This window comes from Campylobacter concisus (genome assembly GCF_001298465.1).
GTDB lineage: Bacteria > Campylobacterota > Campylobacteria > Campylobacterales > Campylobacteraceae > Campylobacter_A > Campylobacter_A concisus.
Map to the genome: position 1 here is coordinate 583,745 of NZ_CP012541.1, position 18,231 is coordinate 601,975.

The 18,231-nt window shown below is 38.5% G+C and carries 20 protein-coding genes and 1 pseudogene; 12 read left to right on the forward strand and 9 right to left on the reverse strand.

Going from position 1 to position 18,231, the window contains the following annotated elements; all coding sequences use genetic code 11:
- Positions 1 to 42 precede the first annotated feature (42 nt).
- Both CCON33237_RS02980 and CCON33237_RS02985 read left to right on the forward strand, forming a co-directional pair.
- A complete protein-coding gene (locus tag CCON33237_RS02980) occupies positions 43 to 1,155 on the forward strand; it encodes a metallophosphoesterase (protein WP_054196328.1) in 1,113 nt (370 codons plus the stop codon).
- A 1-nt stretch (position 1,156) separates the two neighbouring features.
- On the forward strand, positions 1,157 to 1,951 hold the full coding sequence (locus CCON33237_RS02985; protein ID WP_054196329.1) for a phosphatidylserine decarboxylase: 795 nt from the start codon (positions 1,157 to 1,159) through the stop codon (positions 1,949 to 1,951).
- Positions 1,952 to 2,397: 446 nt separating this feature from the next.
- Here CCON33237_RS02985 and ychF read toward each other — a convergent pair whose 3' ends face one another.
- Genes ychF through rpiB form a run of 6 tightly spaced genes read right to left on the reverse strand, consistent with a single transcriptional unit; the run spans position 2,398 to position 6,881 of the window.
- On the reverse strand, positions 2,398 to 3,501 hold the full coding sequence (ychF, locus tag CCON33237_RS02990) for a redox-regulated ATPase YchF (protein ID WP_054196330.1): 1,104 nt from the start codon (positions 3,499 to 3,501) through the stop codon (positions 2,398 to 2,400).
- Complete coding sequence (locus CCON33237_RS02995; RefSeq protein ID WP_054196331.1) at positions 3,501 to 4,952, reverse strand: leucyl aminopeptidase; 1,452 nt, start codon at positions 4,950 to 4,952, stop codon at positions 3,501 to 3,503. The genes ychF and CCON33237_RS02995 overlap by 1 nt, the downstream gene beginning before the upstream one ends.
- Positions 4,933 to 5,538, reverse strand: coding sequence for a DedA family protein (locus tag CCON33237_RS03000; RefSeq protein WP_054196332.1), 606 nt, complete (start codon positions 5,536 to 5,538; stop codon positions 4,933 to 4,935). The genes CCON33237_RS02995 and CCON33237_RS03000 overlap by 20 nt, the downstream gene beginning before the upstream one ends.
- A gap of 1 nt (position 5,539) precedes the next feature.
- On the reverse strand, positions 5,540 to 6,088 hold the full coding sequence (gene apt / locus CCON33237_RS03005) for an adenine phosphoribosyltransferase (protein WP_054196333.1): 549 nt from the start codon (positions 6,086 to 6,088) through the stop codon (positions 5,540 to 5,542).
- Positions 6,089 to 6,108: 20 nt separating this feature from the next.
- A complete protein-coding gene (locus tag CCON33237_RS03010; protein ID WP_002939538.1) occupies positions 6,109 to 6,441 on the reverse strand; it encodes a hypothetical protein in 333 nt (110 codons plus the stop codon).
- On the reverse strand, positions 6,438 to 6,881 hold the full coding sequence (gene rpiB / locus CCON33237_RS03015) for a ribose 5-phosphate isomerase B (protein WP_054196334.1): 444 nt from the start codon (positions 6,879 to 6,881) through the stop codon (positions 6,438 to 6,440). The genes CCON33237_RS03010 and rpiB overlap by 4 nt, the downstream gene beginning before the upstream one ends.
- A gap of 109 nt (positions 6,882 to 6,990) precedes the next feature.
- On the opposite strand from rpiB, the gene CCON33237_RS03020 reads away from it, so the two are divergent.
- Complete coding sequence (locus tag CCON33237_RS03020) at positions 6,991 to 8,376, forward strand: DUF4139 domain-containing protein (protein WP_054196335.1); 1,386 nt, start codon at positions 6,991 to 6,993, stop codon at positions 8,374 to 8,376.
- An 18-nt stretch (positions 8,377 to 8,394) separates the two neighbouring features.
- Here the strand turns inward: CCON33237_RS03020 and CCON33237_RS03025 are convergent, their stop codons facing one another.
- From CCON33237_RS03025 to folD, 3 genes are read right to left on the reverse strand one after another with little or no spacing between them, the layout of a single operon-like run.
- A complete protein-coding gene (locus CCON33237_RS03025) occupies positions 8,395 to 9,054 on the reverse strand; it encodes a site-2 protease family protein (protein WP_054196336.1) in 660 nt (219 codons plus the stop codon).
- Positions 9,041 to 9,946, reverse strand: coding sequence for a signal peptidase I (gene lepB / locus CCON33237_RS03030; protein ID WP_054196337.1), 906 nt, complete (start codon positions 9,944 to 9,946; stop codon positions 9,041 to 9,043). Before lepB ends, CCON33237_RS03025 begins: the two co-directional genes overlap by 14 nt.
- 2 nt (positions 9,947 to 9,948) lie before the next feature.
- Entirely contained in the window at positions 9,949 to 10,809 is an 861-nt protein-coding gene (folD, locus tag CCON33237_RS03035) for a bifunctional methylenetetrahydrofolate dehydrogenase/methenyltetrahydrofolate cyclohydrolase FolD (RefSeq protein ID WP_054196338.1), read from the reverse strand.
- Positions 10,810 to 10,892: 83 nt separating this feature from the next.
- On the opposite strand from folD, the pseudogene CCON33237_RS09620 reads away from it, so the two are divergent.
- The 9 genes and pseudogenes from CCON33237_RS09620 to CCON33237_RS03080 form a co-directional block, all read left to right on the forward strand.
- A pseudogene (locus tag CCON33237_RS09620) lies at positions 10,893 to 11,228 on the forward strand (c-type cytochrome); the annotation flags it as partial.
- 263 nt (positions 11,229 to 11,491) lie between these two features.
- Positions 11,492 to 12,775: a glutamate-1-semialdehyde 2,1-aminomutase gene (gene hemL, locus CCON33237_RS03045; protein WP_054196340.1), complete on the forward strand. Its 1,284-nt coding sequence runs from the start codon at positions 11,492 to 11,494 to the stop codon at positions 12,773 to 12,775.
- Positions 12,775 to 13,053: an AtpZ/AtpI family protein gene (locus tag CCON33237_RS03050; protein ID WP_054196341.1), complete on the forward strand. Its 279-nt coding sequence runs from the start codon at positions 12,775 to 12,777 to the stop codon at positions 13,051 to 13,053. Before hemL ends, CCON33237_RS03050 begins: the two co-directional genes overlap by 1 nt.
- The gene (locus CCON33237_RS03055) at positions 13,004 to 13,561 is read left to right on the forward strand and encodes a hypothetical protein (RefSeq protein ID WP_234402254.1); all 558 of its coding nucleotides are present in this window, start codon (positions 13,004 to 13,006) and stop codon (positions 13,559 to 13,561) included. Before CCON33237_RS03050 ends, CCON33237_RS03055 begins: the two co-directional genes overlap by 50 nt.
- The gene (locus CCON33237_RS03060) at positions 13,551 to 14,795 is read left to right on the forward strand and encodes an MFS transporter (RefSeq protein WP_054196343.1); all 1,245 of its coding nucleotides are present in this window, start codon (positions 13,551 to 13,553) and stop codon (positions 14,793 to 14,795) included. Before CCON33237_RS03055 ends, CCON33237_RS03060 begins: the two co-directional genes overlap by 11 nt.
- A gap of 21 nt (positions 14,796 to 14,816) precedes the next feature.
- Complete coding sequence (gene fliK / locus CCON33237_RS03065) at positions 14,817 to 16,448, forward strand: flagellar hook-length control protein FliK (protein WP_169748870.1); 1,632 nt, start codon at positions 14,817 to 14,819, stop codon at positions 16,446 to 16,448.
- Positions 16,448 to 16,708: a FlhB-like flagellar biosynthesis protein gene (locus tag CCON33237_RS03070; RefSeq protein WP_021090972.1), complete on the forward strand. Its 261-nt coding sequence runs from the start codon at positions 16,448 to 16,450 to the stop codon at positions 16,706 to 16,708. Before fliK ends, CCON33237_RS03070 begins: the two co-directional genes overlap by 1 nt.
- Before the next feature lie 112 nt (positions 16,709 to 16,820).
- A complete protein-coding gene (locus tag CCON33237_RS03075; RefSeq protein WP_054196345.1) occupies positions 16,821 to 17,390 on the forward strand; it encodes a CheB methylesterase domain-containing protein in 570 nt (189 codons plus the stop codon).
- On the forward strand, positions 17,377 to 18,201 hold the full coding sequence (locus CCON33237_RS03080; RefSeq protein WP_081004427.1) for a CheR family methyltransferase: 825 nt from the start codon (positions 17,377 to 17,379) through the stop codon (positions 18,199 to 18,201). The genes CCON33237_RS03075 and CCON33237_RS03080 overlap by 14 nt, the downstream gene beginning before the upstream one ends.
- Positions 18,202 to 18,231: the final 30 nt, after the last annotated feature.

Below are 18,231 nucleotides of genomic sequence, written 5' to 3' on the forward strand. Positions count from 1 at the left end.
TTTAAAAATATAAAATATAATCTTTGTTTTTAAGGAGATATTTTGGGACTTTTTCGGATCATTATCGGGGCATTTATCTTTAGTGTTCTTACAAATTTATACTCATACAAACGTTTTATCAAAAAGGTATCTTTTTTTGCCCCACACCTTAAAAAAATTCGCATATTTTTCTATATTATTAGTGTGTTTGAGTTTGTATTTGTTCTTCAACTAAGATTTTCCTTTTTAAATATAGAGCTCTATCTGATAGCAGGAACGCTCATTGGTTTTTCTCTATTTTTATTTGGCATTAGTTTGTTTTATGATGTTGTTAGATCCATTTGCTCAAAAGCTCATTTTAATCCCACAAGACGAAAATTTATTAAATTTTGCTTTGATGTGACATTTGTTGTTTTTATAGTTGCTTGCTTTTTGAAAGGAATTTTTAATGCACTTACTCCGCCAAAGATCAGACAGGTTAGTATAAAAATAAAAAATTTACAAAGTGATCTAAAAATAGCCATGATAACCGACGTGCATATTGGCGAGTTTTTGCAAAAGGATTTTGTGGCTGAGCTTGTGAAAGAGATAAATTTAGCTAGACCAGACCTGGTGGTGATAGTTGGCGACTTGGTTGATATGAGAGCTGAGCTTATAGGTGATTTTTTAGATCCATTAAAAAATCTTAAAAGCACCTATGGCACTTTTTATGTCCCTGGCAATCACGAATACTACCACGGAGTTGATGGGATATTAGAAAAAATTCGCGCTCTTGGCATTAGGATACTTGGCAATAAAAATGAAAAAATAGCTGGTATAAATTTGGCAGGAGTCTATGATCTAGCTGGCATAAGGTTTAAAAATTTAGAGCCAAATTTAGACGAAGCGCTAGCAGGATGTGACCCAGATCTACCGACCATCCTACTCTCTCATCAGCCAAAATTTATAAAAACTATGCAAAAAGATGTCGATCTAGTCCTTTGTGGTCACACGCATGCTGGACAAATTTTCCCTTTTAGCCTCTTGGTTTTACTTGATCAAGGTTTTTTACATGGGCTTTATAAGATTAATGATAAAATGCAAGCTTATGTTAGTAGTGGCGCAGGATTTTGGGGGCCTCCAGTTAGGATCTTTGCCCCAAGTGAGATCGCTATATTAAATTTAAGCAAGGAATAAAATGAATAGTGACAATCTCTTTTCTCAAATTTTTGGTAAAGTTGCAAAATTAAATTTTTTCAAACCGCTTCAAGAGCTTATCAACTCCTTTTATGTAAAGCTATTTAAGATCGACATGAGCGAGTTTAAGCCGGCAAATGAGTATAAAAATTTAAACGAACTTTTTACTAGAGAGCTCTTAAAGCCAAGAGAATTTGACGCAGCAGATGAGATATTTATAAGTCCGGTTGATGGCACCTGCCTTAGCTTTGGCACTACAAAAGAGCTAGAAGCTTTTAGCATAAAAGGTATGAATTACAGTCTAAAGGAGCTTTTAGGGCAGGGTGAGCTTGAAGGCGAGTTTGACTTTGCCAATATCTATCTTAGCCCAAAAGACTACCACCACTATCATGCACCTTGCGACATTATGATAAAAAAAGCGGTTTATATCCCTGGTAAGCTTTACAGTGTGGCAGTAAAATGGCTTAGCAAGGTCGATAGCCTTTATACTAAAAACGAGCGTGTGGCGCTACTTTGCGAGATGAAAAATGGCAAAAAACTTTGGCTAGTCTTCGTTGGTGCGCTAAACGTTGGCAAGATGAGATTTTGCTTTGATGAGCGCATTCAAACAAATGCTATGGCAAATTTTACGCAAATTTATGAGTATGAAAATTTACATATCAAAAAGGGTGAGCGCATTGGAAATTTTGAGCTTGGTTCGACCATCGTCATACTTAGCGAAAAAGATGCGATCGAATACAATCTCTTTGAAAATAAAGAGCTTAAATTTGCTGAGACCATTGGAATAATAAAATAAATATGCTAGGCATATAAGTAAAATTTTTATACCTTATTCGTGGCCGGTTCCCTATTTGCTCAGACTTTGGTGGTTTTTCATATATTCATTATAATAGCTTAAAACAGTGTCATGTTTTTTATAGTCACAAACTCATAGTTTTCAAAATTTATTATAGGTATGAAAGTTTGTAAAATATAATGAGTGTATTATTTTAAAATTTACTAAATAGTCAATATCGTCAACCTCTGCAACTAAGCTATTATCTTTACTTATAAAACCCCACAAAGCTGATAGCTTTTACATCATTGCTTGTATAGAGAACTTATGTATCAATAAAGATATTAATAAGACGATATAGCTTAGTATATTTTTCAAAAGAATTTATAATAAGGAAGTTTTAATTTACCTTATGTAGCCCAAGGATTAAATATTTTTTGACTATTTAGCCCAAAAGAGGGCTAAATTTAAACATTAAACCTAAAGTGCATAACATCACCATCTTGTACGATGTAATCTTTGCCCTCAAGCCTCATCTTACCAGCCTCTTTGGCTCCGTTTTCGCCGCCATGTGCGATATAGTCGTCGTAGCTTATCACTTCAGCTCTAATGAAGCCCCTCTCAAAGTCATTGTGAATGACGCTTGCTGCTTTCGGCGCTTTCCAGCCTTTTGTGATCGTCCAAGCTCTTACTTCAACGACGCCAGCAGTAAAATAACTTATTAAATTTAGCTTTGCAAAAGACGTTCTTATGATCTTTTCAAGACCGCTCTCGCTCGTACCGATAGATACCAAAAACTCGTGTGCCTCTTCTTCGCTTAGACCTATTAGCTCCTCTTCTACTTTGGCACAAAGCTTGATTACCTCATGATCTGAAGCCTTTGCGTACTCTTTTAGCGCTTTTACAAATTTATTATCTTCGCTAAGTCCCTCTTCATCGACGTTCGCACCATAAACTACCTCTTTGGCGCTTAAAAGTCTTAGTTCTCTATTTAACGCTAAAAATGCCTCACTATCTTTTTGTTCAAAGCTGCTTGCACTTTTACCTTCATTTAGGTGAGCCAAAAGTAAATTTGCTATCTCAAGTGCCTCTTTTGCACCTTTTGCATTTGCCTTCGCCTCTCTTGTGAGCTTTTCTATCTTTTTGTTTAGCTGCTCGATGTCAGCTAGTATCAGCTCGGTTTGGATGATCTCGATGTCTCTTACCGGATCGACGCTGCCCTCGACGTGAGTAATATTTTCATCTTCAAAGCAGCGAACGATGTGTAAGATAAGCTCGGTTTCTCTGATGTTTGATAAAAATTTATTGCCAAGCCCCTCGCCTGAGCTTGCACCCTTTACAAGACCTGCGATATCGACAAATTCGATGGTTGAATACTGAATTTTATTAGGATTAACTATCTTGGCAAGCTCATTTAGGCGCTTATCAGGCACTGGCACGATGGCTTTGTTTGGCTCGATCGTACAAAATGGATAGTTCGCACTCTCGGCATTTTGCGCCTTTGTAAGTGCGTTAAATGTCGTTGATTTACCCACATTTGGTAGGCCTATGATTCCAACTGAAAGTCCCATCAATTCTCCTTGCTAAGTGCTTGTAAAAAGTATAAATTCATCCTCACACCCGCTCCACTCGCACCTGCTTGGTTGTATCCCCAAGCCTTTTCACGGTATGCTGGGCCTGCAATGTCGAGGTGTAGCCACTTATCTTTATACTCATCTTTAATAAATTTATCTAAAAACATGCCAGCTGTGATCGCGCCACCATATCTGCTTGAGGCGCAGTTGCTAACGTCTGCGATCTGGCTTTTAATAAGCTCGCTAAGATAAGGGTTAAAATCAAGCGTAGTCACTAGTTCGCCGCTATCTTTTATCTTATTTTTAAACTCGCTTTTTAGACTCTCACTATTGCCCATGATGCCTGTTGTGTATTCGCCAAGTCCCACGATGCAAGCGCCAGTTAAGGTTGCCATGTCGATTAGGATATCTGGCTTAAAGTCCTGAGCGTAGCTTAGGCAGTCCGCCAACACCAAACGTCCTTCTGCATCAGTATTTCTCACCTCTATACTAATGCCACTTCTTGAAATAAGCACGTCATCAGGCTTGTAGGCGTTGCCTCCAATCATATTTTCAGTTGCACCCAAAATGGCGTGAATTTCAAATGGTAAATTTAGCTCCGCAGCACCTTTTATGATGCCAAGAGCCGCTGCTGCACCGCTTTTGTCTGATTTCATAGTGAGCATGTAGTCAGCCGGCTTTAAGCTAAGGCCACCGCTATCATATGTTAGGCCTTTGCCGACAAAGATGATGCGTTTTTTAGACTTTTTAGGCTTGTAAGTTAGGTGAATTAGTCTTGGTTTATGCACGCTTGCGCGATTTACTGCCAAAAATGCGTTCATATTCTCTTTTGCTAGAAATTTCTCGTCATAGACCTCGCACTTTATGCTTGCGATATTTTTGGCTAAATTTTGCGCGTCCTCGGCCATCTTTTGTGGTGTGTAAATTTCTGGAATTTCATTTACGATATCTTTTGCGAAATTTGTAGCATTTGCTATTATCTCTGCTTCTTTAAAGCCCTCATTTGCTGTCTTTAGATCGACCTTTTTGCCAGCAAATTCTTCAGTAGAAAAGATGATCTCTTTTAGGGTGTATTTTTCTTTTTTTTCTTTATACTTGTTAAATTCATAACTTCCAAGCAAAAAGCCCTCAGCTAGCACCTCAAAGCTTAGTTTTTGGCACTCTGCTACGTAAGAAGCTAGCTTTATACTCTTGATGTTTAGTGACTTTAGTGCATTATAAGCTTTAGCGGCTGCAACTCTTAGCTCGTCAAGATCAAGCTTAGAAAGTGGCACGTAAGCCCTTTTTGCCTCGCTTAGGATAAGGACGCTCTCGCCTTTGTAATTGTTAAATTTAATAGCCTCCTTATCGCCTATAAATTTATGTTTTAAGTCCTTATCTACTACGAAAATTAGTTCAATATCAGCTTTTATATCTTTTAATTTCTTATCAACTATTTGAAACTGCATGTCTTCTGTCTCTCCTTTCGTTTAAAATTTTATTTTCGATGCGCTTAAATGCATATATCAAAAGCCCCATAAATATAGCAACCACTGGGATAGCGACGTACCAGTGCTCTTTTGCTTCTTGCAAAAGCACAAGTATATGCTCGCCAAGTATCCAAGCAGGTATGGTGGTGATCGCCGCCCAGCACCAAGCGCTGATTAAATTTATAAAGGCGTACTTTTTAGCGTCATAGCCAGTAAGTCCTATGCAAAGCGGGATGATGACGCGAAAGCCATACATATAGCGTTGCAAAAAGATGATCGGCCAGCCGTATTTTTTCAGCATTATGTGCGCCACTGCAAATTTTCTCCGCTGCGTGTGAAGCCTTTTTGCGATGTATTTTTTATTATAACGGCCAAGGTAGAAGTAAATTTGATCACCCACAAAACCTCCAAGTCCAGCCACAAAGATAGCAAGAGCGATGTGCATATGTGTGGTGTGAGCGAGAATTCCAGCCATTATTAAGGCCATCTCGCCCTCCATGATACACCAGACAAAAAGTATGATGTAGCCGTACTCTTTAAGCAGCTCTATAAAAAACTCTTCCATTCTAAACCTCTAAAACGCTGTAAATTTTAGTAAGCGACTTTAGCTTTTCGCTACCTTTTAGATCGACTAGATCTATTAGAAAGCACGCCTCTACGCAGGTTGCGTTAGTTTGATTGATAAGCTCTACTGAAGCTTTTGCAGTGCCTCCAGTGGCTATGAGATCGTCCATCAAAAGCACTCTAGCACCTGCTTTTTCTCCAAAAGCATCGATGTGAATTTGCACTTCATCGACGCCATACTCTAGGCTATATTTTTGAGAAAGCGTGATAAAAGGCAGTTTTTTTGGCTTGCGTATCGGCACAAAAGGAAGCCTTAGCCTTGCTGCAAGCGCTGCGCCAAAGATGAAGCCACGAGACTCGATACCAGCGATGTAGTCGATCTTTGCATCCTCATATCTAGCCACTAAATGATCTATCAAAAAGTTAAATGCTTCTTTGTTGTTTAGTAGTGTCGTGATGTCGCGAAAGACTATGCCAGGCTTTGGAAAGTCGTTTATGCAGCGAATAGAGTTTAGTAAAAATTCTCTTCCTTTTTGATCTAAAATTTTCATAAATTTCCTTAAATTTGATGTTATAGTAGCGCTTCGATTTTGCCTTCAAGCTCACGGATGCGTTGTCTTAGCTTGTCGTTTTCTAAGCGGTACTGGGAATTTCTTGTGCGAAGCGAGGTCACGTCGTTTTTAGTTTTGTTTAGCTCGTCTGTTAAGATGTCGATGTTGCCTAGACTTCGTTGCAGTTGGATCTGAAATTTTCTTATGACGACCTCAGTGTCTTGGAGGTTATTTTTCATAAAATCTTTTGTCGCACGCTCTTTTTTAAGAAGCGTTTTGAAGTAAAAAACCATAACAGTTAGGTAGATCGCAGCACAAACAAGAGCGGTAAAAACGATCCACTCGCCTATCATTTGCCTGCCTTATGCTCTATTTTTTTGACTCTTCTTTCGTGTCTGCCGCCTGCAAACTCAGTCTTTAAAAACGCCTCAGCCGCCGATATAGCCACACCTGCGCCAATAACCCTTGCGCCAAAAGCGATGACATTTGCGTTGTTGTGCTCTCTGGCAAGTCTAGCGGTAAATTCGTCGTGGCAAAGGGCGCACCTTACGTTTTCATGCCTGTTTGCAGCTATTGATATGCCTATGCCTGTGCCACAAACTAGCACGCCGTAGCAGTTAGGCTCAAGCTTGCTTGCTAGCAAATGCGCATAATCAGGGTAATCAACGCTATTTTTATCGTTTGTACCAAGATCAACTACTTCGTATCCAAGCCCTTTAATAGCCTCTTTTAGCTCGTTTTTTAACTCAAAACCAGCGTGATCGCTAGCCAAGAAAACTTTGTCTATCTTCATGAAAAGTCCGTTAAATTTTTTGTTGATTATAGTCAAAGTTGCATTAAAATAAAATTTTACTCTCAGCCAAAATGAAGCTATAATTTACCAAAAATTTAAAGGAGAAAATGTGAAAAAAGCGCTCTTTTTAGTGGCTTCTACGCTAGCCCTTGCAAATGAAAATTTGATAGAGATCTACACAGATCAAACCATCATCACTCAAAAATTTAGTGACGCAAATAGCTCTTTTAGCGCCTTTGTGCCAGAGGGTGTGGAGAGTGAGAGCATCACTATAAATGGGGATTGTGATGCGAATGCTAATCTAAAAAAGATCAGCGAAGAAAATAGCCCAAGTTACATAAAATGGAAGCAAGAAGTTATAAGCTTAAACAACAAACTTGAGGCGCTAAATGCAAGAGGCAGGTTTATAGAACAAGCTTTGGTAGGAGAAGATAAAAGTAACGACGTGACAAAAAGAGCTGATGAGTTTTATAAATTTAGCCTAGAAAATATCGAGAAAATTTCAGCTGCTAAAAGTGAGCTTGAAGCGCTTAAAGAAAATGAGCCAAAGAGCGAGATGGCTGGATTTTTGCAGCTTGATATGAAATTTACTTGCGACCCAAAAGAGGCGATGCTTTCATATATGGATGATGAGGCGCCAAAGACGCTAAATGAAATTTATGCAGATACAAAAAACAAAAATATCTTAATAAAACAAGAAATTTTGCTCACCAACCCATTTGCCAGCGATGTTAAAAATTTAAAGCTCGCTATCTATCCGACCAGATACCAAAAGGCGCTTGCTCCAAGCAAGTTTTACCCTTGGTATGAGGAGAGCGAGGCGGAGGCTGATGGTTACGACGTTTCAAAAAATATGCTAAGAGCTGCGAAAGTCACTGCTGAGGTCGCTGATATGCGTGTGCAAAGAGATGAAAATGAGTTTGCCAAAATTTGGAAGATAGATGGGATAAATTTAGCAAAAGGCGAGAGCAAATATATAACTTACGACACGCAAAAAATGGATGCAAATTTTAGCGTTTTTGCTGATTTTTACGGCTCACTAAAGGCATATAACGTAGCTAGCTTTAAGCTAAATGATGATCTAACGCCAGCTAAAACGCAGTTTTACGTTAATGGTGTGAGTGTTGGCAGTCCAAGCGAGTTTGAGATGAAAGCTAAAGATGAGCCCACTCAGCTATTTTTGGGGCAAAACGAGCTAATCGAGCTTAAAAAAGAGCGCTTAAATAAATTTAAAAAGAGCTCGCTTCTTGGCAAAGAGCGCATAAGCGAAGAGGGCTATGAGATAAGTGTCAAAAATAATTCAAGTAAAAGTGTCGATGTCACTTTGGTGGAGCGTGTGCCAGTATCTGCCGACGAGGCGGTAAAGGTCGAGATAAAGGGCTTTGATAAAAAAGATATCAGCAAAGATGGCAAGGTGGAGCTTAAATTTAGCCTTGCACCAAAAGAGGAATTTAAAAAAGAGTACTCTTATAAGATCACAAAGCCAAAAATTTAGAGCAAATTTGCTCTAAATTTAGCCATTTATAAAGGAGCTTGCGATATCTAAAACGTATCTTGTCGGATAAAAGATAGTATCTTTTAAAGGCGAGACGAGGATGATGATAAGGATGACAAAGCCGTATCGCGAGATGCCCTCAAGCTTTTCAGCCAGTGCGTGAAAGCCAAAATTTCTAAGCGCATACTCGAGCGCGTGAAAGCCATCAAGTGGCGGGATCGGATAGAGGTTGAAGATGGCTAGCATCAAATTTAAAAGCGCAAGCGTAAATAAAAACTGAAGTAAAATTTCAAAGGTTTCTATATTTAATAAAGCCTTTAGCACAAAAAGCGACAAGATGCCTAAGATGACGTTGTAGCAGATGCCAGCTAGACTTACGTAGATAGCTGCCTTGTAGCCGCCATTTCGCACGACTGTGTAGGTATTTACAGGCACTGGTTTTGCCCAGCCAAACATCATACCAGTGCTTAGGTAAAGTACCAGCGGTACGACGATAGTGCCAACTGGGTCGATGTGTTTTATAGGATTTACGCTAAGCCTGCCAAGGTTTTTTGCAGTGTTGTCGCCAAATTTATAAGCGACATATCCGTGAGCGATCTCGTGACCGACGATAGCGATTATTAAAGAGATGACGATAGTGGCGACTTTAACTATATCTATGTTATCAATGAAGCCCATCTACTTCGCCTTCTTTTAGAGCTTTGTTAGTGAAAAATTCGTCATTTTCTATCGTATCTACAAAGCGTCCGATACGCTCCCAGCGCACATTGTAGTTATTGTCCCAGCTAAAATATATAAACCAAGGCTCTCCGACTATGTCCTTGTAAGTCACGCTTCCCCAAAAACGGCTATCATTTGAGTGATCGCGGTTGTCACCTATCATGAAGTACTCATCCTTTGGCACTTTTACGTAAAATGCGTTAAAGTTAAAATTTGGATTTTGCGGTAGTGAGCTAATGAGCGCTGGCTTCATAAAAACACTATCTTTGTTTGTATTTAGCATGAAAATCATCTGCTCAAATAAATTTACATTTTCATCGTAGTGGATGCCGCTAAATCTATATGGCTCTTTTATGAAAAGCTTACCATCAAGCTCGGCTATATCGTTACATGAGTAGCCAAATTTACTCTCTTTACCATTTAAATTTTCACGGCAGTTTGCCTTTATAAAATCATCTCCCTCTTTTGGACGCAAATACAAGGCTTTTTCGGTAAATACTATCTCATCTTCGCTCGTAGCAAAGCAGCGTTTTACAAAGTGGGTCTTTTCATCTTTTGGATAACGAAAGACGACTATATCGCCTCTTGCCGGACCATCACCTGTTATAAGATGTCCATTGTCATTTAGCTCGGGTAAAATTTTTACCTCAAGCCATGGAATTCTTGGTGTTGGTATGCCATAAACAAATTTTTTTGCAAATAAAAAATCACCAACCAAAAGCGTATTTTTCATCGAACCAGACGGGATAACAAAGGCTTGAGCTATGAAAAATATAACAAAAAGTACGATGATGACCGTGCCTGTCCAGCTCGAGCAAAAGTCATAAAATTTAGTAAAAAATTTTTTCATTATTAGGCTCTTTTTTGGCTAGTTATCTTAGCTTGAGCTGCAAGGATGGTGTTGTTTAAAAGCATGGCTATGGTCATCGGACCAACGCCCCCAGGAACAGGCGTGATGTATGAGCATTTTGGTGCGACCTCGTCAAAGTCCACATCGCCTACAAGCCTGCCATCATCAAGTCTATTTATGCCCACATCAACGACTACTGCGCCATCTTTTACCATGTCAGCCTTTAAGAAAAATGGCTTACCAATGGCTGCGACGATGAGGTCGGCATTTTTGCAAATTTCTTTTAAATTTTTAGTCTTGCTGTGAGTCACGGTAACGGTTGCTGACGCGTTTAAAAGCAAATTTGCCATAGGTTTGCCAACGATATTACTTCTACCTATAACAACCGCGTTTAGCCCAGCTACTTCTATGTCATACTCTTTTAAAATTTCCATCACGCCAAGCGGTGTGCAAGGCACAAAGCCATCAAGGCCGCTAACAAGTTTGCCGACATTTACAGCGTGAAAGCCATCTACGTCTTTTGCTGGATCGATCGTTGCTAAAACGGTGTTTGTATCTATATGTTTTGGAAGTGGCAACTGTACTAAAATTCCATGGATGCTATCGTCTAAATTTAGCACATTTATAAGCGCTAGAAGCTCTGCTTGGGTTGTATTTTCGCTTAGACGGTGAGCTACGCTTTTTATGCCGTATTCGTTGCAAGCTTTTTCTTTGGCTCTAACGTATGTTTGAGATGCTTTGTCTTCGCCTACTAAGATAACAGCTAGGGTTGGTTCTACGCCAAATTTTTTTAGTTCTTCAGCTCTTACTTTTACGCTTTCTTTAACCTTTAAAGATACGGCTTTGCCGTCTAAAGTTTTCATATTGGATCCTTATTTAAAAGCTTTTTTAATCACAAGGGTGGTATCATACCTAAAATTAAATTAAAATTTTTAAAGAGAGGTTTATGCGGTCTGTTTTTTTGATTTTGCTTTTTTGTGTGGCGATTTTTGGAGCTGATTTTATCACAAAGACCGAATACGCCAAGATGCTCTACCTAAATCCACGTGGCATAGGATGCGATAAATGTCACGGCACAAAGGGCGAGGGCAGTCTAATCTCCAAATACAAACACTTTGATAAAAAGGCAAACAAAACGGTTGACGATGAGCTTAGAGCACCAAAGATAAACGATATAGAATTTGAAAGCTTTAAAGCCGCTCTAACAAAGCCAAAAGGTGTCATGCCAAGCTACTTTTTGACAGACGAGGAGACTACGATTCTTTATGAATACATTACAAATAAGATAAATACTCCTTCAAAAGCAGCAAAAGCGCAAAATTTAACCAAGCCTGCAGTACCTGCTGTTACACAAAAACAGCCAGAACAGCCAGCCAAAGTTGCTCCTGTTGCAAAGGCTACAGAGCCAGCTAAAACTGCCCCAGCAAAACCAGCTGAGCCAGCAAAAGCTGTTACACAAGTGGCAAAAACACCAGCAAAACCAGCTACAAACCCAAAAGATAATCAAAAAACAAATTTAAAAACACAAAATCAAAAGGATAAAAAATGACAAATAAAGAGGCATTTAATGAAGCCAAAAAATATATCCCAGGTGGCGTAAATTCGCCTGTTCGTGCATTTGGCAGCGTTGGTGGTGAGCCTGTAATGATCGATCACGCAAAGGGAGCTTATCTATACGACGTCGAGGGTAAAAAATATCTTGACTTTATCCAAAGCTGGGGACCGCTAATCTTTGGCCACTGCGACAAAGATATAGAAGAAGCTATCATCTCTGCTGTAAAACAAGGCGTATCTTACGGCGCGCCATCTCCAAAAGAGACAGCTCTTGCAAAGCTAATATGTGATGAGTTTAAACAAATAGATAAAATTCGCTTCGTAAGCTCTGGCACAGAGGCCACTATGAGCGCTATCAGAGTGGCTAGAGGATATGCTAAAAAAGATGGACTAATAAAATTTGAAGGCTGCTATCACGGACACAGCGATGCACTTCTTATAAAAGCAGGAAGTGGCGCTACGACATACGGCAACGCTTCAAGCAGCGGCGTGCCACAAGATGTTGTGAAAAACACTTATCTAGCAGTTTATAACGATATCGAGAGCGTAAAAGCCATCTTTGAAAACAATAAAGACAAAATCGGCGTCGTCATAATCGAGCCAATTGCAGGAAATATGGGGCTTGTGCCAGCTGATAAGAAATTCTTACGTGAGCTTAGAGCGCTTTGCGATAAATTTGGCGCTGTGCTTATCCTTGATGAGGTTATGAGTGGCTTTAGAGCCTCACGCCTTGGCTCATATCCATTTCACGAAGTGGGCGCTGATATTATAACATTTGGTAAGGTTATAGGCGGAGGCATGAACGTTGCTGCATTTGGCGGTAAGGCTGAAATTATGGACTGCTTAAGCCCAGAGGGTGCTGTATATCAAGCAGGCACGCTAAGTGGCAACCCAGTGGCTATGAGCGCTGGTATAGCGGCTATTTCTAAGATAAATAGTGATCCAGATTTATACGCTAGACTCGAAAAGCTTGCTACAAAACTAATGAACGGCTTTAAAGAAGCTGCAAAAAGCGCTGGCATCACCATCCAAACTGATGTTCGTGGCTCGATGTTTGGCTACTTTTTTACAGATCACGCTGTGAAAAACTACGAGGATGCGCTAAAAAGCGACACAAAACTCTTTGCTAAATTTCACCAGGCGATGCTTAAGCGCGGAATTTATCTAGCACCTAGTCAGTTTGAGACTGGATTTATTTGCGATGCGATGAGTGAAGCCGACATTGATCTAGCTATAAATGCAGCTAAAGATGCATTTTTAGAGATAAAAGCCTAATGGCAAAGTTAAAAGTAAAAGATATCGTAGTTGGTGCTGAGCAGCTAAGTCTTGGTATCTCGATGGTTGTGGCTGTGGTAATCGGCACTGGACTAGGATATCTTGTAAAAAAGGCTACAAATTTTACGCCAGCACTTTGGATAGGCTTTGCTATCGGTATTGCAGCTGCTATTTTAAATGTCTATAAAGCTTACAAAGCACAGATAAAAAGCCTAGATGAGCTAAAAGATGAAAGCAGATACAAAGGCTACACAAAAGACGATGATGAGGATGATTAGTAGGCTTTTGATTTGCTATTTTGCGCTTTGGCTAGCTCTTAGCGCGGTTGGCAAATTTATATCAAATTCATTTTTTATAAGCTCACAAATTTCATTTTTTGCTTCGCTTATCATCTTAACGGCTAGTTTTTTTGCATATAAAAACCGCATAAATTCTCGGCTAGAGAGTGCTAGAGATGAAATTTTAGTCAAGATAGAAGAAGAGGATGAAGAGGATGATGAAATTTTGCCCCAAAATGAGGTAAAAGAATTTAGCTTAAAAGACGAAAAAGCAAGGCTAAAAAAGCAGAAATTTTCATTTAAAGATAAAAGTTTCGCAGCAGCCTTTATGCCTTACCGTTTGGTGGCTTATGCGATACTTTTTTTTGGATTTATTTTTTTAAAAAATGAAAATTTACTAAACGTGCCTGGCTTTTTAGTGGGGCTTGCTCCGATGCCTATTGGTGCTTTTGTTTTTGGGCTTATGGAGAATAAATTTAATACTGCAAAGGACACTGATGGCAAGTAGCTTTAGGATCATCCGTTCGATGGGGCCGCTATTTTTGGGCATGAGTTTGCTTTTTATCGGAAATGGCCTAGTCATCGCATCTTGCAGCGCACTTCTTAAGCAAAATGGAGTGGGCGAGCTAGAGATTGGATTAATTAACACGGGCTTTTTTGTAGGTGCGTTAATTAGTACCATTACAGCTCACAGAGTCATCTCAACTACTGGCCACATTAGAGCCTTTGCCATCTTTTCAGCCATTTTTGCAGTCTCAGCTATGCTTCATGCGGTAAATCAAAATTTAGTATTTTGGGCGATATTGCGTGCATTTTTGGGATATTGCTACTACGCGCTTTTGATGGTTATAGAAAGCTGGCTAAATGCAAAAATTCCAAATAAAATAAGATCTCGCGTGATAGCCTTTTATGAAGGCGTTTTTTACACGAGTTTTGGACTTGGCATTTTGATCTTAGCACTTAATCTGAATACCTTTGAAATTTTCATCATAAGCGCAGCTTTTATCATGCTTTCAAGCATTCCATTAAATTTGATCCGTATAAATCAGCCCCAAATCCCAGAGCGTCAGCCAATAAACATCCCAAAAATTTTTGGTATCGTCCCGCTTGCTCTTGTTGGCGCGCTCATTGCAGGCTTAGCAATAAATGGCTTTTTTTCGATGGCAAGCCTTTTTGTTTTGCTTCAAGGATACGGTACAAAAGAGGCGTCATTTTTTATGACGGTTGCGATGATCGGAGGCTTTTTAGCTCAAGTTTTTATCGGTAGTTTCTCTGATAGATATGGCAGAAGGCCAGCTATTTTGCTTTGTAGTAGCGTGGCTTTAATAAGTGCGGTTTTGTTTTTACTAAATGGCAAAAATTTAACGGTTGAATATCTGCTTTCATTCTTTTTTGGGGCTGGAATTTTTTGCACATATGGACTTTCGCTCGCTAGGGCAAATGACGAGATCACAGACAAAACAAAGAGCGTGCAAGTCGCACGTGCTTTGCTATTTAGCTACTCTTTGGCTTCGCTTTTCTCGCCGCTTCTTATGAGCTATGCGATGAAAATTTTTGGAGCATTTGGCTTTATCTATGTTTATTTGGTACTTTTTGCTGGGCTTATTTTATTTGCACTAACGCAAAAGACAATACCACAGCACATGAGAAAAGAGTACAACGATAGGCTCGTTGCAAGGACGGCTGGCATCGCTACTATTGAGCAAAATGGAAATTTTGCCGATAGAAAAAATAAAAAGTAAAAAATGGACGTAGGAAATTCTTTGAATATATCAAACACTTCGGTTCAGACCGGGCAAAATGCTATTCAAAATGTGCCAGTTCGTAAAAATGAAGGCTCGCTTTTTAAAAATCAGCCAAGCGTACAAACGCCTAGTGAACAGAGCATTTCAGAGACACTTGATAATGTTGGAAAACTCGTTGCAAGAGTGCTTGATGATCTAAAAAGCGCTTCAAGTCTTAGCAAGGCTGAACAAATTTTATCTCAAGCAAAAGATACAAAAATCGCTCCAAATTTAGTGGGCGAGCTATCAGACCTTGCAAAAAGTTTAGAAGCAGAAGCAACGCAAAATGAAAGCCCTGAGATAAAGAACCTTGCACTAAAGCTAAAAGAATTTCTAAAACCAATAGCTGATTTAAAAGCCGGCTCACTAAATGATCAGATCAAAAACTCAGGCGTAATGCTTGAAGCAAATTTAAAAGACGCACTTAGCCCAGAAAAGCTTCCAAGCTCGGTTCAGAAGCTGCTAAGCGATATAAAAAATCTCTCAAGCGGGAATTTGCTAAATCAAATTTTAACCCTAAATGATGAAAAATTAGACAATCAAAACTCTTTTTCAAAACTTGCTTCTATACTTGAAAAAGCAGGTAGTGACGCAAAAAACATCCTTGATAACTCAAACATAAAAACCCTTTTAAAAGATGTTGATAAGCTTGATAATGTGGTTAAATTTTTAGATAAAAATTTTTCAAAAGATCAAAATGGCGAGCTAGTAAAAAATCAAATAGGCAAAATGCAAAATTTTATCTCAAATCTAAGCGAGAAAGTCGCAAGCCTAGCAAATGAAAAGCTAAATCAAAATTTTGGTTTTAGCCAAAATCACAAAGAGCTAAAAACTATCCTTGATAGCATAAAAAATGATCTAAAAACGCTAAATAACATAGGCGATGAAGTGGGGCTTGTAAAAGCGTTTAATGAGATGAGTGATGTTTCAAAGGATGGCAGCTTACAAGATAAGCTTCAAAGTGCGGCGAGACGTCTTGCTCATAGCCTAAGTCTTGCTGATGCTAAGGCAAGTTTGGCTAAAAATGAGCTAAGTGAGAGCAAGGCGCTTTTAAAGCAGTTAAATCTCGCCACAAACGATATAAATAACATTACGACTAAAAATAGCAGCGAAATTTCAAAGGTGCTAAGCCAAGATATAAAAAGTACGCTTTTAAATATTAGTGAAAAGAGTCAAAACCCGCAAAGCGTAAATGCTGCAAATAAGATGATTTCGCAGATCGAGATGCATCAAATGATATCAAGCCTTCAAGGCGGGATCCAAACTTATATGCCTTATATTTGGGACGGCGTTGAGGGTGGAAATATCGCATTTAAGCAAGGCAAAAAGGATAAATTTTACGCTCAGATCGATCTAAATTTTAAGAAATTTGGACAGATAAATGTGATGGTTGGACTTATTGATAAAAGATACATCGATCTTTCGGTGGCTACGCAAACAAATGATTTTAAGGAGCTAATCCTCTCAAACTCTAGCGAATTAAAACAAGCAATATCAAAGCTTGGACTTATAGTTTCAAACTTTAATATCAAAACTTTGTCAAAAGTAAAGCTAAATGATAGATTTAAAAAATTTGGCGGCCTTGATGTGGGCTTTGATAAGAAAATTTAATGCAAGTAAATAAGAAAAAAGCAGTAGCTCTTGGCTACAACAGATCTAAAGATAATGCTCCAAGAGTGCTGGCTAGTGGCGCTGGAGAGATAGCAAATAGAATAATTGATCTTGCAAAAGAGCATGATATACCGATCAAAGAGGATCCTGATCTTATTGAAATTTTAAGCAAGGTTGAAGTTGATCAAGAAATTCCACCAAATTTATATAAAGCTGTTGCTGAAATTTTTAGCTTTTTATATAAGATCACAAAGAAATGATCTATAAATTTGCTTAAAAGTTAGCAAGGCATATAAAGAGTGGCAAGGATATTGACGATATACAAAAAAGTGGCGTAAGCTAAATATTAAATTAAAATTTTAAAGGCTATTTGTGGCACAAAAATTAATATTAATAGGGGCGTCTACTGGCGGGCCTGGGCATTTAAAAAAGTTATTAAAAAACGTAAAACTAAATGGGGCTATCATCGTGATAGCCCAGCACATGAATAAAATGTTTATAAACTCTTTTGCTATGCAAATTGGAAAAGAGTGTGGCTTGGATGTTGAAATTTTAAATGAGAGGAAAATTTTAAAAGAAAATACCGTATATGTCTGCGAGCAAAATATAGTGGTGTCACCAAATTTACCAATCAGCGCAAAGCCAAATACAGAGGAAAAGACTATATATACGCCAAATGTTGATGTGTTGTTTAAATCTGGAGTTGGAATTTGCAAAAGCGCAAATGTCCTAGCTATCTTGCTAACTGGCATCGGAGATGATGGTGCATCTGGGCTTGATAAGCTTTATAAGGCTGGAGCAAAATGTATAGCTGAAAATGAAGAGAGCGCGATAGTTTATGGCATGCCAAAACGTGCAAAAGAGCTAAATCAAAGCTTAAAATCATTAAATCTAACTATGATAAAAAAAGAGCTGGAGGATTTTTTAAATGCTATTAACTAATGACGCAAAAGATACAAAAACAATGCAAACAAATACTTCACAAGATATGGATAGTTTTAATGAATTTATGAATGTTATCAAAACTCTTTGCGGAGTTGATCTGGAGCCAAAAAGAGATATCACATTGCAGCGAATTACCATTTTTATTAGAGATCGCCAGATAAAAAGCTTTAAAGATCTTGTTTCGATGATAAGATATAACTCAAGCTTGCGACAAGACATTTTAAATCTAGTAACTGTAAATGAGACTTATTTTTATAGGGAGTTGCCTCAGCTTAAAGATGTGATCTATTACGCAAAGGAGCTTGGAGGAGCTAGAATTTTGTGCGCCCCTTGCTCTACTGGAGATGAGTCATATTCGCTTGCGATGCTTGCTTATGAGATGGGATTTAAACAGCATGAAATTTCAATCGTAGGTATAGACATAAACTCAGAAGCCATAGCAAGCTGTCAAAATGGTATTTTTAGTGAGAGGAGCTTGCATAGGTTAAGCGATTTTCAAAAAGAGAGATTTTTTACAAAAGTCGATGATAAATTTAAGATAAAAAAAGAAAATTTACCAAGGTGTGAGTTTAAAATTTTAAATGTTTTTGATGATGCTATTTTTAATCTAGGAAAATTTGATATCGTGCTTTCAAGAAATATGATGATCTATTTTGATGATGATTTTAGATTAAAATGCGTTGAGAGGCTTCATAAATTGCTTAAGCCAGATGGTAGGCTTTACGCTGGGCACGCTGATCTTGTGCCTTACACTCCAGCTTATGAAAAGCGCTTTTCAAATGGAACTACCTACTATCTAAAAAAATAAAAATTTGCCAAGTCGCCTTTTAACTTAGGC

Excerpts from the sequence above, each read along its gene's own strand:
- CCON33237_RS02985 (WP_054196329.1), top strand. The coding sequence starts at position 1,157 with ATGAATAGTGACAATCTCTTTTCTCAAATTTTTGGTAAAGTTGCAAAA.
- ychF (WP_054196330.1), bottom strand. The coding sequence starts at position 3,501 with ATGGGACTTTCAGTTGGAATCATAGGCCTACCAAATGTGGGTAAATCA.
- CCON33237_RS02995 (WP_054196331.1), bottom strand. The coding sequence starts at position 4,952 with ATGCAGTTTCAAATAGTTGATAAGAAATTAAAAGATATAAAAGCTGAT.
- CCON33237_RS03000 (WP_054196332.1), bottom strand. The coding sequence starts at position 5,538 with ATGGAAGAGTTTTTTATAGAGCTGCTTAAAGAGTACGGCTACATCATA.
- apt (WP_054196333.1), bottom strand. The coding sequence starts at position 6,088 with ATGAAAATTTTAGATCAAAAAGGAAGAGAATTTTTACTAAACTCTATT.
- CCON33237_RS03010 (WP_002939538.1), bottom strand. The coding sequence starts at position 6,441 with ATGATAGGCGAGTGGATCGTTTTTACCGCTCTTGTTTGTGCTGCGATC.
- rpiB (WP_054196334.1), bottom strand. The coding sequence starts at position 6,881 with ATGAAGATAGACAAAGTTTTCTTGGCTAGCGATCACGCTGGTTTTGAG.
- CCON33237_RS03025 (WP_054196336.1), bottom strand. The coding sequence starts at position 9,054 with ATGGGCTTCATTGATAACATAGATATAGTTAAAGTCGCCACTATCGTC.
- lepB (WP_054196337.1), bottom strand. The coding sequence starts at position 9,946 with ATGAAAAAATTTTTTACTAAATTTTATGACTTTTGCTCGAGCTGGACA.
- folD (WP_054196338.1), bottom strand. The coding sequence starts at position 10,809 with ATGAAAACTTTAGACGGCAAAGCCGTATCTTTAAAGGTTAAAGAAAGC.
- hemL (WP_054196340.1), top strand. The coding sequence starts at position 11,492 with ATGACAAATAAAGAGGCATTTAATGAAGCCAAAAAATATATCCCAGGT.
- CCON33237_RS03050 (WP_054196341.1), top strand. The coding sequence starts at position 12,775 with ATGGCAAAGTTAAAAGTAAAAGATATCGTAGTTGGTGCTGAGCAGCTA.
- CCON33237_RS03055 (WP_234402254.1), top strand. The coding sequence starts at position 13,004 with ATGAAAGCAGATACAAAGGCTACACAAAAGACGATGATGAGGATGATT.
- CCON33237_RS03060 (WP_054196343.1), top strand. The coding sequence starts at position 13,551 with ATGGCAAGTAGCTTTAGGATCATCCGTTCGATGGGGCCGCTATTTTTG.
- CCON33237_RS03070 (WP_021090972.1), top strand. The coding sequence starts at position 16,448 with ATGCAAGTAAATAAGAAAAAAGCAGTAGCTCTTGGCTACAACAGATCT.
- CCON33237_RS03080 (WP_081004427.1), top strand. The coding sequence starts at position 17,377 with ATGCTATTAACTAATGACGCAAAAGATACAAAAACAATGCAAACAAAT.